The organism is Ketobacter sp., from assembly GCF_003671495.1.
GTDB lineage: Bacteria > Pseudomonadota > Gammaproteobacteria > Pseudomonadales > Ketobacteraceae > Ketobacter.
This window is the reverse complement of record NZ_RCHN01000012.1, coordinates 1-15,779: the sequence shown is the minus strand read 5'-3', so window position 1 is coordinate 15,779 and position 15,779 is coordinate 1. Positions and strand designations below refer to the sequence as shown.

Sequence of the window (15,779 nt, the reverse complement as noted above, 5' to 3'; positions counted from 1 at the left end):
TGCTTATCAACGCATGGCGCATTATTCGGAAATAACGACTCGAACCATCTCTAGATTTTTTGTGAAGTAGAAAACCACCTTGGCTTTCTCCCTCTTGTACCAGTCATCAGGATTACGCGTGTCGGTCAGCTGCACCGAATATGGCAAGGTGACAGCACCAGAATCCGTTAACAGCGTCCGTTCATCCAATCGCTGCAACAAAACCATCTCATTCTTCACTTCAGTGGTTTGCAATTGTTCGGCACCAGGGCCGTTAAACTCATCAATAGCGGCACTGCTGAGCGATGGCGAGAGCATGAAGGTGCTGGCTACCGCATAGGCAGCAGCGCGAACGGATTGTCTCAGTTTGATCTTGTTCATGACTTCTCTCCTCAGTCTACGCGGTAGGTGGACTGCAACATGACGCGGGTTTCCGGGTGGGTGCCATAGGCCAGGGCCGTCACCCGATAGATGCGAACCCAACTGGTGTAATCCGGTGGCTCGGTATAGCTGGTAGGGTCCCGGGGGGTGTAACACAGAAATTCGATAAGATACTTGGGCGCCTCCACTGCCGGCACGGTCACTGAATAAGTGGCGGCATTGGCATCCCAGATCGCGGAATTCTGCCACACCGGCTTGCCATTATTGTCGTAGCTGCTCACCTCACACAGAGAGTTGGAGGCCGATGGGTAGCTGCCACGAAAACACAGGCCGCCGGTGCAGTTGGCGGTAAAGCAAGTGGAACCGCTGGAACAGTTCAGGTGGGAGTGATCCCAGGCATCATCGTAGTCATCCAGCCAGCGCTCACCTTGTACCAGGGCTGCTTCTGCCATTTCGAAGGCAATATCGTAATCCCGCTGACTGTTGGTCATTTTCTCGGTCATGGATACGCCGCTGATGGAGGCGATACCAACGATGGTCAGGATCAACAGCATGACCAGGCTGATCATTAAAATACTGCCGCGTTCACGCTTCATGGTCAGACACCTCGATTGCGCAATTTAACGGTGGTGGAAAACACCCGGCGAACGTAGTTGTCCGTGGGGGTATAGGTGGTGCCCATATAGGTGAAATCCTGCGGATCATTGGCCAACTCGGTTAAGGAGCGCAGCAACAGAGTGATACGCGCTGTTACCACATCTGATTCCCATTGGGCATCAGAGATATCGTCAGCGTCCATGTAACGATCCGGAATGGAATCCCCGTTGCTGTCCAGACCGTATTGCACCTGCATGTTTTCCACACCCTGCACCATTTCTTCTGCCGTGGTGGTGGAGCCGCCGGTATTGAGGCTTTCCCGGAACAGCGCCGGCACACCATTGGACGCCGTATCGATGTAATAGGCGTGGCCGATGGCGCGCATAATGAACGCATCTTCCTTGTAGGTATAACCGGTACCATTAGCCGAGCAAATCACCGGCAGGCCAAGGCCCTTGGTGCAATTGCCTGGTGCAACGGAGTTACCTTTATTGTGATTGACCTTATTGGTGCCATTACCGGTGGTTTGGAACACCGCTGAATGGTGACAGTCACTGACAATCAGGATGGTGCCTTTCGGGTAATTGTGATTGCCCTGCACATCGATTACCGCGGAATTGGGGTTATGGCCGGTCACCTGAAACGAGTTATCCAGATCCGCCTTGTGAATGGTAAACACATCGGTTCTGGGCAAGGAGTTCGGCAACGATGCCGTCACCGGGCGGGGAAACACCGCCGACGGGAACGAGTTGGCATCGCCATCATAGCCATGCAGCCCCTTACCAAAGTCCGTCACCCAGCTGGAATCCGGATCGTCCAGCACATTGGCCACGCTGGTGGCACGGGAGGCACAGCCGTAGTAACCGGCCATACGCATGTCCTCGGCCATAAAGCCGACAGAGAAGCGGGCGTTTTCCTGAATCCAGGCCATTTCCTCATTGAGGTTGTAAGCCTGTTTGGTGGAGAGGAACACCTGAATCACTCCCCCCATCAGCACCAGCCCCAGCACCATGGCGATCATCAGCTCGACTACGCTGAAGCCCCTGTGCGCGGGCATTGAAAGACGGTGTTTGCGTGAACTCATATTTCAGTCCTCACGTGCACTTCACGAAACGCGGCAGCAGCGGCTCCGCCATCCAGCGCGGTTTCAATTTTCTGGTCGGTATAGCGAATGGAGATGGTGTAGAACGGGCGGGTCCCGGTATTGTCCACCGTGATCTCACCGTCACCGTAAGGCAGATTTGCCGCAATGGCCTGCTTCCACAGCGACGTGTCAAACCTGGCCATTTGCGTGGCAGTACACACCGAAGACTCACAGTTGGTGCCGGCAGCCACGTCCGTGCCATAGTCCACCAGGTAGTCGTTTTCGCTGCCGCGGTTGGCCCGCATACGGTCAGTCATTTCATAAGCCATCATCAGGGCCTGTGAGGTATAGACCGAATCCTGGCTGAATTGCAGTGCCCGGGTCTGCAATGCCACCATGCCGAGAATGCCGATGGTGAGGATCAGTAATGCAACCAACACTTCGATCAGACCCACACCGGTTTGCCGCTGGTTAAGAGAATGATTGATTAGCATGAGAAATCAGAGCCTCCGTTATCTTCATGAATACCTGACCCGTCCGTATCCAGTGAGCGCCGAGTGGCTCCGGTGGACAGCAGGATAATGCCGCGCGCCAGCCCCGCATCCGCTTCTGAGTCGCAGAGTTTGAAGGTGCCGCTTTGCCCGTTGGTCATCCCACGAGCCAGGAAACTGATGCTGGTACCGCCACCACTGAAGGTGAGGCTGTAGCCGTTGCGGACGCCCTCGCCCACCCGAATCAACTCGTCTGCATCCACGTTGCCGTCACCATCGGCATCGTGAAACACCAACCAGCCGTCACCCCAGGTGCCGCTGCAGGAGGCGGAGTCGGAAGTGGAGCAAAACACCACCGTGTCGTTGCGCTTGACCGCCTCAATCCGGGCCAGCCGCAGACCGGCATGGAGCTCATTGATGGAGGCGACCACCCGGTTGCTCGCCATCAGGTCCCGAAACGAGGGAATGCCGATCGCCGCAATGATGGCGATCAGGGCAACCGTGATCATGAGTTCAATTATGGTGAAACCTTGCTGACGCATTTCGCACTTCCGCCTGATTGGTTTTTAATCAAAGTAAGCATAGGAGGCGCAGAAAAACCTGCCGGGCGGTGGCGACTATCGGTAGTTTTTGGGGATCAGTGGGTTAAGAGGTGATCAGATTGTGATCCGTTCCGCGTTTTGAACGGGATCCGGATCAACCTGACTAATAACAGAATAAGCAGAGAAAAGTGGTTTTTATAACAATGACTTAGAGGTCATGTTAGCGAAGTTCCTTAGGCATGGAGAAGACGATGTTCTCTTCCCGGCCCGCCAGCTCATCGGGGGTTGCCCCACCCCAGGCCTTTAATTGGTCCACCACCTGGGACACCAGCTCCTCAGGGGCGCTGGCACCGGCGGTGACACCAATGGTTTTCACGCCATCCAGCCAGGATTGGTGCATCTGATCCGGTGCGTCCACCAGGAATGCCCGGGCGCCACAGCGCTCCGCCAACTCCCGCAGGCGGTTGGAATTGGAGCTGTTGGGGGAGCCCACCACGAAGACAATGTCGGTTTCCAGGGCCAGGGTTTTCACCGCATCCTGGCGGTTCTGGGTGGCGTAGCAGATGTCGTCCTTGCGCGGCCCTTCAATGGCAGGAAAATGCGCCCGCAGGGCATCGATGATGGCCGCAGTATCGTCCACCGACAGTGTGGTCTGGGTCACATAGGCCAGCTTTTCGGGGTCCTTCACTTTGAGGCCGGCCACGTCCTGCACCGTCTCCACCAGATAGATGGCGCCCCCGTGGGCGGTATCATACTGCCCCATGGTGCCTTCCACTTCCGGGTGGCCCTCATGGCCGATCAACACGCACTCCATGCCGTCGCGGGAGTACTTCATCACTTCCATATGTACCTTGGTCACCAGCGGGCACGTGGCATCAAACACCTTCAACCCCCGGTTAGACGCCTCGTTCTGCACCTGTTTGGACACCCCGTGGGCACTGAAAATCACAATGGCGTCGTCGGGCACTTCCTGCAGCTCATCCACGAATACCGCCCCCCGTTCCCGCAGGCCGTCCACCACAAACTTGTTGTGCACCACTTCATGGCGCACGTAGATGGGCGCCCCGAACACATCCAGGGCACGATTCACAATGGCGATGGCCCGATCCACACCGGCGCAGAATCCACGGGGGTTTGCCATTTTGATTTCCATGCTGTGCCTCTCTTAGCGGATTGACGAGTGGGGTTTGACGACGATTTTCTATTGCAGTGCAACGGCCTGGGAGTCGGCGTCCACCACATTGATGATTTCCACCTGAAACGTGAGATCCTTACCGGCCAGGGGATGATTGAAATCCACCACCACCTGCTGCTCCGTGACCGACTGAATCACACCGGGCAGCTCGGCTTTGCTCTGGTCTGCAAAGGACACCACCACACCAGGCTCCAGTTGCATATCTCGCTGGAACAGGCCACGGCGCATGGTCTGCACGTTGTCCGGGTTGTAAGGGCCGAAGGCGTCTTCCGCCGGCAGCAGGATGGAGCGCTTGTCGCCGGCTTTAAGTCCGAAAATACTCTGCTCAAAGCCGGGCAGCAGGTTGCCGTCCCCCACGCTGAAGGTGGCCGGTGCCCGCTCCCGGGTGGAATCCACCACCGCTCCGTCCATCAACAGCACGGAAAAGTGCAAGGTGACCCGTTTGCCGGGACCAATTCGGGATTCACTCATCGTTGTTCACTCATGTTTGCTTACCCGGATTGCGCAGCATGTCCAGAATCATCATGGCGGCGCCCACGGTAATGGCGCTGTCAGCGATATTAAAGGCGGGGAAATGCGCCCCTTGCCAATGGAAATCCAGAAAATCCACCACATGGCCGTAAGCAACCCGATCATACAGATTCCCCAGGGCGCCCCCCAGAATCAGGGAGATGGACGTGGCCGACCACCAGTCCGTCTTCGGCAGCTTGCGCAGCCACAGGGTCAACATGATGCTCACCACCACCGCAATGGCAGTGAAGAACCAACGCTGCCAACCGCCGGCGCCCGCCAGAAAGCTGAAGGCCGCACCTTCGTTATAGGCCAGGGTCAGATTAAAAAACGGCAGGATTTCCAGGCGCTCGTATTTCTCGAAGCTGCCGTCCACCGCCAGCTTGGTGATCTGATCAATGATCACCACCACCGCCGAAAGCCACAGCCATTTCAACATGCCGACGGCCTGCTCACGCTTGTCATTGATTGCATCTGTCATGCTGGTCACTGTTTATTGCTACCTTGGTACTGAAACCTTAACAAAATTCACGGGGCTCACCACCGCCGTCCACGTTTTCCACACAGCGCAAACACAGTTCCGGGTGCTCTGCATTGGCGCCCACATCCTCCCGCAGGTGCCAGCAACGAACGCACTTGGGATGCTCGCTTTTCTTCACCTCCACCCGCAGGCCATCCACCTCGGTGATATCGCCCCCCTGGTTCCACTGGTGCACCCGCACTGCACTGGTGATCATGGCAAAGCGCAGTTCGTCGCCCAGCTGATCCAGATCCTCTTTCAGATCGGAGCTGCAGTGAATATCCACTTCCGCTTCCAGACTGCCGCCCACCACACCGTTCTTGCGGGCGTCTTCCAACTGCTTGTTGACCGCCACTTTCACACCCTGGATGGTCTGCCAGAAATCGGCGCTCATGGCATCCCCCAGGGGCAGCTCGAACAGTCCGCTGTACCAGGTTTCCAGATGCACAGATTCGCTGCGCTCACCGGGCAGGAATTCCCACAACTCATCGGCGGTGAAACACAAAATGGGGGCAATCCAGCGCACCAGAGCCTCGGCAATGTGGTACAGGGCAGTTTGCGCCGAGCGGCGCGCCACGCTGTCCTTCTGGCAGGTGTACTGACGATCCTTGATCACATCCAGGTAGAACGCCCCCAGGTCCACCACGCAGTAGTTGTGCAGTTTCTGGTAGATGGAGTGGAACAGGTATTCATCATAACACTCGATGATTTCCTGCTGCAGTTTGGCCGCCCGGTGCACCGCATAGCGATCCAGGGCCAGCATGTCTTCCGGCGCCACCGCATCCACTTTGGGATCAAAGCCGTTCAGGTTGGAAAGCAGGAAACGGGCGGTGTTGCGGATTCGGCGATAAGAATCGGCAGTGCGCTTCAGGATTTCATCGGACACCGTCATTTCACCACGGTAGTCGGTGGCCGCCACCCACAGGCGAATGATGTCCGCCCCCAGGGATTTCATCACCTTCTGCGGAGACACCACATTGCCGAGGGATTTGGACATCTTCTTGCCCTGGGCGTCCACCGTAAATCCGTGGGTCAACACGGTTTTGTACGGCGCTTCGCCACGAATGGCCAACCCGGTTTTCAACGAAGACTGGAACCAGCCACGATGCTGGTCAGAACCTTCCAGGTACAGATCCGCCGGCACCCGCAACTCCGCCCGCTGTTCCAGCACGGAATAGTGAGTCACACCGGAATCGAACCACACATCCAGGGTATCGGTGACCTTGTCGTACTGGGCAGCGTCATCCCCCAGCAACTCCGCCGGGTCCAGGTCGAACCAGGCATCCATACCTTCGGCTTCCACTTTTTGCGCGACCGCTTCAATCAGCTCAGAGGTGTTGGGATGCAGCTCGGAGGTTTCCTTGTGCACAAACAACGCGATGGGCACACCCCAGGTGCGCTGACGGGAGATACACCAGTCCGGGCTTTGTGCCAGCATGCCGTCGATGCGGGCCTTGCCCCACTCCGGCAGCCATTCCACTTTGTTGGCAGCTTTTTTACAGGCCTCCAACAGGCCGTTTTTGGTCATGCTGATAAACCACTGGGGCGTGGCCCGGAAAATCAGCGGGGTTTTGGTGCGCCAGCAATGAGGATAGCTGTGGGTAAGCTTGGCCTGCTTCAGCAGGGCGTGGTTTTCCTCCAGCAGATCCAGGATGCGGGGCTCCACTTTATAAACATGCTCGCCCGCCACCAGGGGCGTGGCTTCCACATAAGTGCCATCGGCACCCACATAGTTGAGGGTTTTGATGCCGTACTTCAGGCCCACATTAAAGTCATCCAGACCGTGGTCCGGCGCGATGTGCACGGCACCGGTACCGGCGTCGGTGGTCACATGATCCCCCATCACCACGGGGACCTGACGTCCGCTGATGAATGGATGCTGCAGCAACAGGTGTTCCAGGCTGGCGCCCAGCGCAGTACCCACTACTTTGAAGGCTTCCACCCCGTAGCGTTTGCACACCGGCTCCACCAGGTCGCTGGCCAGCAGTACCAGCTCATCGCCTGCGCCAGCATCCAGTTGTACCAGGCTGTATTCCAGATCCTTGGCCAGGGCCACCGCCTGGTTGGCGGGCAGGGTCCAGGGAGTGGTGGTCCAGATCACGACGGCCACCGGCAGCGCGGAGGAATCCAAACCGAACCGGCTGACGAAATCCGCCGCGTCCACCGGAGTAAAACGGACGTCCACCTGCGTGGAAGTCTTGTCCTGATATTCCACTTCCGCTTCCGCCAGGGCTGAGCCGCCCACGACACTCCAGTACACCGGCTTGAAACCTTTCACCAGATGGCCGTTATCCGCGATGCGTCCCAGTGAGCGTATGATGTCCGCTTCGGTTTTGAAATCCATGGTGAGATACGGTTTTTCCCAATCCCCCAGCACTCCCAACCGGATGAAATCCTCACGCTGGCCGTTCACCTGCTGCATGGCATATTCACGGCATTTCTTGCGGAACTCGGAATGGGGCACCTTCACACCGGCCTTGCCGATTTTCTTCTCTACATTGTGCTCGATGGGCAGGCCGTGGCAGTCCCATCCCGGCACATAGGGCACATCGAATCCACTCAGGCGCTTGGAACGCATGATGGTGTCTTTCAGGATCTTGTTTACCGAATGGCCGATATGAATGTCGCCGTTCGCGTACGGAGGGCCATCGTGCAGAATAAACTGGGGCCGGCCGGCAGTGGTTTGCTGTACTTTCTGGTACAGATCCATTTGCTTCCAGCGCGCCAGCATCTCCGGCTCCCGCTGAGCCAGGTTGCCGCGCATGGGGAAAGCGGTATCCGGTAGGTTTAATGTCGCTTTGTAATCGGCCATGGAGTTTAACTGCCCTTCGCTTTTGGTTTCGCAAAAAACTGCTTTGCTGTTTCAATATCCTGGCGGATGGCATCGGTCAACGCCTCCAGCCCGTCGAATTTTTTCTCATCCCGGATTTTGTGCCGGAACATCACCCGCAGGTGTTGGCCATACAGGTCACCCTGAAAATCCAGCAGATGCACTTCCAGTCTTACCTGCTCACCCCCCAGGGTGGGCCGGGTCCCCAGGTTGGCGACCCCCTGCTGGACCTGATCCAGACCACGCACCTCCACCGCAAACACGCCACTCACCGGCGTGCGCACCCGCTTGGGCAACAGGTTGGCGGTGGGAACGCCAATGGTACGCCCCAGTTTCTGACCGTGGATCACCCGGCCGGACATGAAAAAGGAGCGACACAGCATGACGGAGGCAGAATCGAAGTCGCTGCGCTCCAGACATTCTCTGACCCGGGTGCTGCTGACCCGTTCCCCGTGCCATTCGAAGGTGTGGGTGTTTTCCACGGTATAACCGTTTTCCTCACCCATGGTCTGCAGAAAGCGGAAGTCGCCGGCGCGGTCATTGCCGAAACGGAAATCATCCCCCACCACCAGGTGACGGATGCCCATGCCCCGAATCAGGATGTTTTCGCAGAATTCCTGGGCCGACTGACTGCAAAAACGCCGGTCAAACTTTACGCACAGGACCCGGTCCACACCCAGTTCACCCAGCACCTCCACCTTTTCACGGAAGGTCATCAGCCGGGCCGGTGCTTCATCCGGGGCAAAGAATTCACGGGGCTGGGGTTCAAACACCATGACCGCCGAGGGCACCCCCAGCTGCCTGGCCTTGGCCGTCACCTGACGGATGATGGCGCGGTGCCCCAGGTGGATCCCGTCGAAGTTGCCGATGGTGGCCACACAGCCCCGATGTCGGTCCCGCAAATTGTGTACGCCGCGAATCAGCTCCATGCTTCTGCCGTCATGCCAAAAAGGCGAGCATTATAGCGGACTTGGCCGCGGGATATAACTGCTCGCTGCCCCCTATTCCCCATGCCGGGCACGCAGATCCCGCAGCCGCATTCCAGCCGCCAGCAGCACCCCGAAATAGGCCCCGGCCCCGGCCCCCACCAACAGGGCCAGATGGGCGGTACGCTGGGGCCAGCCCCAGGCCAGCCATTGCGCCAAGTCCTTGTTCAGCAACATGATCACCGCCACCATCAAGGCGCTGGCCACCCCCAACCGCAGCAGGAACCGCCACCAGCCGGGCTGAACCTGATACACCCCTTCCCGCCGCAGCCCCCGCCACAGCAGCCCGGCATTGACCGCCGCCGACAGGGTGGTGGCCAGTGCCAGGCCAACGTGGGCCAGCGGCACAATAAGCGCCAGGTTGAACACCATATTGGCCACCATGGCCTTGATCCCCACCTTCACCGGGGTTTTGGTGTCCTGACGGGCAAAATAGCCTGGCGCCAGCACCTTCACCAGCATGAAGCCCACCAGCCCACAGCCATAGGCCTGCAGGCTCAGGCTGGCCCGCTCCACATCCCGGGCACTGAACTCGCCATATTGGAACAGGGTCACCAGCAAAGGCGAGGCCAGCACCACCAGGGCCAAGGCCGCCGGCACCCCGATCAGCAGCACCATACGCACCGCCCAGTCCAGGGTTTGGGAGAAGGCCTCCGCCGATTGGCTGGCGTGTTTACGGGACAAACTGGGCAGAATGACCGTTGCAATGGCGATACCGAAGACTCCCAGGGGCAGCTCCATCAAGCGGTCGGAGTAATACAGCCAGCCCACGCTGCCATCCACCAGAAAGGAGGCCAAAATGGTGTCCAGCAGCAGATTGATCTGGGCCACCGAGACACCGAACATGGCCGGCAACATCAGGGTCAGAATGCGTTTGACCCCCGGGTCCCTCCACCCCCAGCGCGGCATGGCCAACAGGTCGATCCGGCGCACAAAGGGAAACAGAAAAACCAGCTGCAGCACGCCGGCCACCAGCACCCCCCAGGCCATGGCCATCACCGGCACCTCCAGCAGGGGGGACACCACCACCGCCGCAAAGATCATGCAAATGTTCAGCAACACCGGGTTAAAGGCCGGCATCGCAAAGCGGCCATAACTGTTGAGCACGCTGCCCAGCATGGCGGTCAGGGAAATCAGCATCAGATAGGGAAAGGTGAGCCGCAACATGTCCGACGCCAGATTGAATTTATCCGGCAGATCATAGAAACCGGGGGCAAACAGAAACGTCACCACCGGCGCAAACACCACGCACAGCAGGGTCACCCCGAACAACACGCCCCCCAGGGACCCCATGGTGTAACTCACCAGCAACCGCACTTCCGCGTGCTCGCGCTGGGCCCGATACTCCGACAGCACCGGCACAAACGCCTGGGAAAACGCCCCTTCAGCGAATAACCGCCTGAAAAAATTGGGGATTTTGAATGCCACGAAAAAGGCATCCGCCCCACCCCCGGCACCAAACAGATGGGCCACCACCACATCCCGCGCCAGCCCCAGCACCCGAGACAACATGGTGAACAGGCTGACAATGCCGGTGGAACGCAGCAGCCCGCCCTGCTTTTTGCCTGATTTTTCGTTCTTCATGAATGCATGCTCTCCAACCAAGGCGGCCATTATACGGATACGAGCCCAAAACCGTATCCCAGATAAATAGAACAGAGGCCTTGACAGTAGCCCCCTGGGTGGGAATAATCTTGCGTCCTCGAATTCAAGTCGCTTAGCGTCTGGTTATTCGACAATAGTGACTAACCTAGTTAGACGTTCAAGATCCAAAAGACGTTCAAGATTAAGTTAGACGTTCAAGTTTCGGCAATATACTGATTATCGTAAAGATAAGGAGCTAGACCTTGGCTAACATCAAATCAGCTAAGAAGCGTGCACGCCAGGCTGAAAAGCGTCGCAGACACAATGCCGGTCTGCGCTCCATGGTTCGCACATATATCAAGAAAGTGGTTAACGAAATCGCCACTGGCAACAAAGACAATGCCCAGAAAGCCTACCTGGAAGCGGTACCCGTTATCGATCGCATGGTAAGCAAAGGCATCATCCACAAGAACAAGGCCGCCCGCCATAAGAGCCGCCTGAGCGCTCAGATCAAGGATCTGGCCGCTTAAGCATTGCTTGAACCCAATGCTGTGGATGCAAAAAAACCGGCTTTAAGCCGGTTTTTTTATGGCTGGCTGGCCGCACCTGCAGCACTCTCCCGCCTAAAACATCACCATCCTAAAACACCACCATATTGTCCCGGTGGATCAGTTCTTTTTCATCCACATAACCCAGGATGGACGCAATGGCGTCTGAGCCTTTCCCCATGATACGACGGGCCTCGTCCGCCGAGTAATTTACCAGGCCGCAGGCCACTCGCTGGTTATCCGGCCCCACGCAGGAGACCATTTCACCGCGAGAAAAATTACCGGTCACATCCCTGACGCCCACGGGCAGCAGACTGACGCCTTTCTCCCGCAGCACCCGGGCCGCCCCCTCATCCAGGGTCAGCACGCCCCGCATTTGCAGGTGCCCGGCCAGCCACTGCTTGCGGGCCGCCATGGGACTGGCCTCCGCCGTCAGCAGGGTGCCTACGTCTTCCGCCTTGTAGATACGGGACAACACCTCCGGCAGCCGCCCACCGACTATGATGCTGTCGGCTCCGGAACGGGCGGCCAACTGGGCGGCCCGCACCTTGGTGGCCATGCCCCCCTTACCCAGCGCACCACCACTGCCCCCGGCCATGGTCAGCAACGCCGGGTCCGAGGCCCGCGCATGGGATATCAACGCCGCGTTAGCGTTATTGCGGGGGTCAGAATCGAACATGCCCTGCTGGTCCGTCATGATCACCAGCAGGTCCGCCTCCACCAGGTTGGTGATCAGGGCCCCCAGGGTGTCATTGTCGCCAAAGCGGATTTCATCGGTGACCACCGTATCGTTCTCGTTCACCACCGGCACCACACCATGGGCAATCAAGGCCAGCAAGGTGCTGCGGGCATTCAGGTAGCGCTTGCGGTCCGACAAATCATCGTGGGTCACCAGCACCTGGGCGGAGTGCACACCATGGGCCTGGAACGCCTGCTCCCAGGCCTGCACCAACCCCATCTGGCCCACCGCGGCGGCGGCCTGCAAATCGTGCATGGCCTTGGGACGCTGTTTCCAACCCAGGCGCGCCATGCCTTCCGCCACAGAGCCGGACGACACCAACACCACTTCAACCCCCTGCTGACGCAGCTTGACGATCTGCTCCACCCAGCCGGCAATGGCAGCCCGATCCAGGCCCTCACCATCATTGGTTAACAGTGCGCTGCCGATTTTCACCACCCAGCGCTTGGCGGCGGCCACTTCAGCCCGCAGTTTCAGACGCTCGTCACCTGACATAGAATTCGTGCTCTCCAGCGATCAATTGGGTGCGTACACCACCTCAACATCATGATCATCGTCGTCATCATCATCGTCTGCATCCGCAGCCCGCTGGCGACGACGCTCCGCCTTGTACGCCTGAATCTTGAGGCGGGCCTCCTCTTCCAGGCGCTGGCGGGCAGCACGCTCGGCATCCGCAAACGCCTCGTCGGCGGCCATGCGCTGGTCCAGTTCTTCCAGATGATTCATGATGGCAAATATCAGCTCCTGGGTGCCCACCCCATTGGCAGCCGAGATCTTGAAGACCGGACCGTCCCATTCCAGACCATCGATGATTTCCTGGCAACGGGCATTGGCTTCGTCCTCCGGCAGCAGGTCGGTTTTATTCAACACCAACCAACGCTCACGCTCCGCCAGGGCGGGGCTGAACAGCTGCAGCTCACCGGCAATGGCATCCACGGATGCCACCGGATCAGCCTGATCCCAGGGGGCGATATCCACCACATGCAACAGAATCCGGCAACGGGCCAGATGCTTGAGGAAACGGATGCCCAGACCGGCGCCTTCCGCCGCCCCCTCGATCAAGCCTGGGATGTCGGCCATCACAAAGCTGCGCAGGCGGTCCACTTTCACCACCCCCAGGTTCGGCACCAGCGTGGTGAAGGGGTAATCCGCCACCTTGGGCTTGGCAGCAGACACCGCGCGGATCAGAGTGGACTTGCCTGCATTGGGCATCCCCAACAGACCAATGTCCGCCAGCACCTTTAACTCCAGCCGCAAGTTGCGTTTTTCGCCTTCAGTGCCCGGGGTGGTCTTGCGAGGGGCACGATTGGTGCTGGATTTGAAGCAGGTGTTGCCCAGGCCGCCGCGACCACCCTTGGCCACCATGAACTGCTCACCTTCGCGCAGCAGGTCGCCCAATACTTCTTCTGTATCTTCGTCCACCACCGTGGTGCCCACCGGGACTTTCAGCACCAGATCGTCGCCACTGGCACCGGTGCAATTGCGGCCAGAACCGCCTTCGCCGCGCTGGGCCTTGAACATGCGCTCGTAACGATAGTCCACCAGGGTGTTCAAAGCGCTGTCCGCCTGCAGTATGACACTGCCTCCGGCACCGCCGTTGCCGCCGTCCGGACCACCGTATTCAATGTATTTTTCACGCCGAAAACTCAGGCAACCATTGCCACCATCGCCGGCTTCCACTCGAATGGCCGCTTCATCAACAAACTTCATGGTTGCTCCCGTGAATTGCCGTTAAATGTCGATTTGAGATTGTACTGCACTTTTATTGTCTGTGCCGGTATCGGGATTGTCTGTGCCGATATCAGGGGTCTGCACAACGCAAAAAGCCCCGCCTTTGGGGCAGGGCTCAGCGATCCTGGACGACAGCAGTGTCGTTTAGGCTACGGGCTCGATTGAAACGTACTTACGGCTGTTAGGGCCTTTCACTTCAAACTTAACCACGCCATCGGCTTTTGCATAGATGGTGTGATCTTTACCCAGGCCAGTATTCGGACCAGAGTGGAACTGAGTGCCACGCTGACGAACAATGATGTTTCCAGCCTTTACTACTTCACCGCCAAAGCGCTTAACACCAAGGCGTTTACTTTCTGAGTCGCGACCGTTACGGGTACTACCACCAGCCTTCTTGTGAGCCATTGTGCTTCTCCTTAACTAACTTAGGCGCTGATACCAGTGATCTTCACTTCAGTGAAGTACTGACGATGGCCCATTTGCTTACGATGGTGCTTACGACGACGGAATTTGATGATTTTGATTTTCTCACCACGACCGTGGGTTACCACCTCACCGGTCACTTTACCGCCTTCTACAACAGGTGCGCCGATTTTGACGTCGTCACCGTTGGCTACCAATAAAACCTGATCAAACTCGATGGCAGAGCCGGGTTCGGCTTCCAATAATTCCAGCTGAACCACGTCGCCTTCAGCGACTCGGTGCTGTTTGCCACCACTTACAAATACCGCGTACATAGCTGCTGACTCCAACCGCTTTATAAAGCATCAGAATAGTGTGTCTTGTTCCGACTGACTGCCGACGCATGCAAACGATTGGCGTCAGGTCACAGGGGGCGCAATTGTAAGGGAATCGGATTACGTGCGCAAGCCTAAACCACGCCACAATTTTCAATCCCCGCCGGTCGGCGGCACAGCAAGCAAAATCAAGTCTTTAGCTTGACACCCCCCGGACCCCGCCATAGCATTCGTGACAATTTCATGTTCATGTTCTTTTGGTGCGGCCACTTGTCGTGCCCTGTCCAGGTTGCTCATCGTATGGATTTTAAAGCGATTTCCGGCGCTGTCGGAACCGACTTCCAACAGGTTAACGACTTCATTTTCAAGCAGTTACATACTCATGTGCCGCTGATAAAAGAAATCGGCAACTATATAATCGACAGCGGCGGCAAGCGCCTGCGCCCGCTGGTATGCCTGCTCAGTGCCCGAGCCCTGGGCTATGAAGGCCACCGCCATGTGGAAATCGCCGCCGTGGTGGAGTTTCTGCATACCGCCACCCTGCTGCACGACGATGTGGTGGATGAATCCTCCCTGCGGCGTGGCAAACCCAGCGCCAATGAGGTGTGGGGCAATGCCCCCAGCGTGCTGGTGGGCGATTTCCTGATTTCACGGGCCTTCCAGATGGTGGTGAATGTGGGCAACATGCGCATCCTGCAGATCCTGTCCAATGCCACCAATCTGATCGCCGAAGGCGAGGTGCTGCAACTGATCAACTGCAAGAACCCGGACACCACCGAAGCGCAGTATATGGAAGTCATCCGCTACAAGACGGCCAAGATGTTTGAGGCCTCGGCGCAATCCGGTGCAGTACTGGCTGGCCCTTCCGAAGCGGTGGAGATGGCCTTTGCCCGCTATGCTGACCACCTGGGCTCCGCCTTCCAGCTGATTGACGACGTGCTGGACTACACCGGCAGCGCCGAAGAAATGGGGAAGAATGTGGGGGACGACCTGGCGGAAGGCAAGCCCACCCTGCCCCTGATCTATGCCCTGCAGCATGCCAGTGAGGCCGAGCAGGCGATGATCCGCACCGCCATTCAAACCGGTGGCCTGGACAAGATCGACGCCATCACCACTGCGGTGCGCAACTGCGGCGCCATCGACTACACCATTGAAAAAGCCAACGATCAGGCCCGATTTGCTAAAGAAGCACTTGGCGAAATCGAAAATTCCGTATATAAAGAAGCCCTGTTAGCGCTATGCGATTTGGCGGTTGCCCGTAATCATTAAACTGTCAGTTCAGTCGGAGTGTAGCTCAGCTTGGTAGAGCACTGCCTTCGGGAGGC

The 15,779-nt window shown here is 58.0% G+C and carries 17 protein-coding genes; 2 read left to right on the top strand and 15 right to left on the bottom strand.

Annotated features, from left to right (window positions below; genetic code table 11):
• Positions 1–21 precede the first annotated feature (21 nt).
• The 11 genes from D9N14_RS04795 to murJ all read right to left on the bottom strand — a co-directional run bounded on the left by D9N14_RS04795 (position 22) and on the right by murJ (position 10,699).
• Positions 22–360 carry a hypothetical protein gene (locus tag D9N14_RS04795; RefSeq protein WP_290577496.1) on the bottom strand — a complete coding sequence of 113 codons (339 nt, stop codon included), beginning with the start codon at positions 358–360 and terminating at the stop codon, positions 22–24.
• A gap of 11 nt (positions 361–371) precedes the next feature.
• Positions 372–956, bottom strand: coding sequence for a PilX N-terminal domain-containing pilus assembly protein (locus D9N14_RS04790; protein ID WP_290577494.1), 585 nt, complete (start codon positions 954–956; stop codon positions 372–374).
• A 2-nt stretch (positions 957–958) separates the two neighbouring features.
• Positions 959–2,041: a PilW family protein gene (locus D9N14_RS04785; RefSeq protein WP_290577492.1), complete on the bottom strand. Its 1,083-nt coding sequence runs from the start codon at positions 2,039–2,041 to the stop codon at positions 959–961.
• Entirely contained in the window at positions 2,038–2,535 is a 498-nt protein-coding gene (gene pilV / locus D9N14_RS04780; RefSeq protein ID WP_290577490.1) for a type IV pilus modification protein PilV, read from the bottom strand. Before pilV ends, D9N14_RS04785 begins: the two co-directional genes overlap by 4 nt.
• On the bottom strand, positions 2,529–3,074 hold the full coding sequence (locus D9N14_RS04775; RefSeq protein WP_290577488.1) for a GspH/FimT family pseudopilin: 546 nt from the start codon (positions 3,072–3,074) through the stop codon (positions 2,529–2,531). Before D9N14_RS04775 ends, pilV begins: the two co-directional genes overlap by 7 nt.
• Positions 3,075–3,294: 220 nt before the next feature.
• Positions 3,295–4,227: a 4-hydroxy-3-methylbut-2-enyl diphosphate reductase gene (gene ispH, locus D9N14_RS04770; RefSeq protein WP_290577486.1), complete on the bottom strand. Its 933-nt coding sequence runs from the start codon at positions 4,225–4,227 to the stop codon at positions 3,295–3,297.
• A gap of 48 nt (positions 4,228–4,275) precedes the next feature.
• Entirely contained in the window at positions 4,276–4,740 is a 465-nt protein-coding gene (locus D9N14_RS04765; protein WP_290577484.1) for a peptidylprolyl isomerase, read from the bottom strand.
• Positions 4,741–4,750: 10 nt separating this feature from the next.
• Positions 4,751–5,260 carry a signal peptidase II gene (lspA, locus tag D9N14_RS04760; protein ID WP_290577482.1) on the bottom strand — a complete coding sequence of 170 codons (510 nt, stop codon included), beginning with the start codon at positions 5,258–5,260 and terminating at the stop codon, positions 4,751–4,753.
• Positions 5,261–5,297: 37 nt separating this feature from the next.
• Positions 5,298–8,111 (bottom strand): isoleucine--tRNA ligase, encoded by a 2,814-nt coding sequence (ileS, locus tag D9N14_RS04755; RefSeq protein ID WP_290577480.1) that lies wholly within the window; start codon positions 8,109–8,111, stop codon positions 5,298–5,300.
• 5 nt (positions 8,112–8,116) lie between these two features.
• Entirely contained in the window at positions 8,117–9,058 is a 942-nt protein-coding gene (ribF, locus tag D9N14_RS04750; RefSeq protein ID WP_290577478.1) for a bifunctional riboflavin kinase/FAD synthetase, read from the bottom strand.
• 72 nt (positions 9,059–9,130) lie between these two features.
• A complete protein-coding gene (murJ, locus tag D9N14_RS04745; protein WP_290577476.1) occupies positions 9,131–10,699 on the bottom strand; it encodes a murein biosynthesis integral membrane protein MurJ in 1,569 nt (522 codons plus the stop codon).
• A gap of 263 nt (positions 10,700–10,962) precedes the next feature.
• On the opposite strand from murJ, the gene rpsT reads away from it, so the two are divergent.
• Positions 10,963–11,229, top strand: coding sequence for a 30S ribosomal protein S20 (rpsT, locus tag D9N14_RS04740; RefSeq protein WP_290577474.1), 267 nt, complete (start codon positions 10,963–10,965; stop codon positions 11,227–11,229).
• 109 nt (positions 11,230–11,338) lie between these two features.
• On the opposite strand, the gene proB is transcribed toward rpsT, so the two are convergent.
• The 4 genes from proB to rplU form a co-directional block, all read right to left on the bottom strand.
• Positions 11,339–12,457, bottom strand: coding sequence for a glutamate 5-kinase (proB, locus tag D9N14_RS04735; RefSeq protein ID WP_317622574.1), 1,119 nt, complete (start codon positions 12,455–12,457; stop codon positions 11,339–11,341).
• A gap of 45 nt (positions 12,458–12,502) precedes the next feature.
• Positions 12,503–13,696: an Obg family GTPase CgtA gene (cgtA, locus tag D9N14_RS04730; protein WP_290577470.1), complete on the bottom strand. Its 1,194-nt coding sequence runs from the start codon at positions 13,694–13,696 to the stop codon at positions 12,503–12,505.
• A 165-nt stretch (positions 13,697–13,861) separates the two neighbouring features.
• Complete coding sequence (gene rpmA / locus D9N14_RS04725; protein ID WP_290577468.1) at positions 13,862–14,122, bottom strand: 50S ribosomal protein L27; 261 nt, start codon at positions 14,120–14,122, stop codon at positions 13,862–13,864.
• 20 nt (positions 14,123–14,142) lie between these two features.
• Positions 14,143–14,454, bottom strand: coding sequence for a 50S ribosomal protein L21 (gene rplU / locus D9N14_RS04720; RefSeq protein WP_290577465.1), 312 nt, complete (start codon positions 14,452–14,454; stop codon positions 14,143–14,145).
• Positions 14,455–14,754: 300 nt separating this feature from the next.
• Between rplU and D9N14_RS04715 the strand changes: the two genes are divergently transcribed.
• The gene (locus D9N14_RS04715; protein ID WP_290577463.1) at positions 14,755–15,723 is read left to right on the top strand and encodes a polyprenyl synthetase family protein; all 969 of its coding nucleotides are present in this window, start codon (positions 14,755–14,757) and stop codon (positions 15,721–15,723) included.
• Positions 15,724–15,779 lie beyond the last annotated feature (56 nt).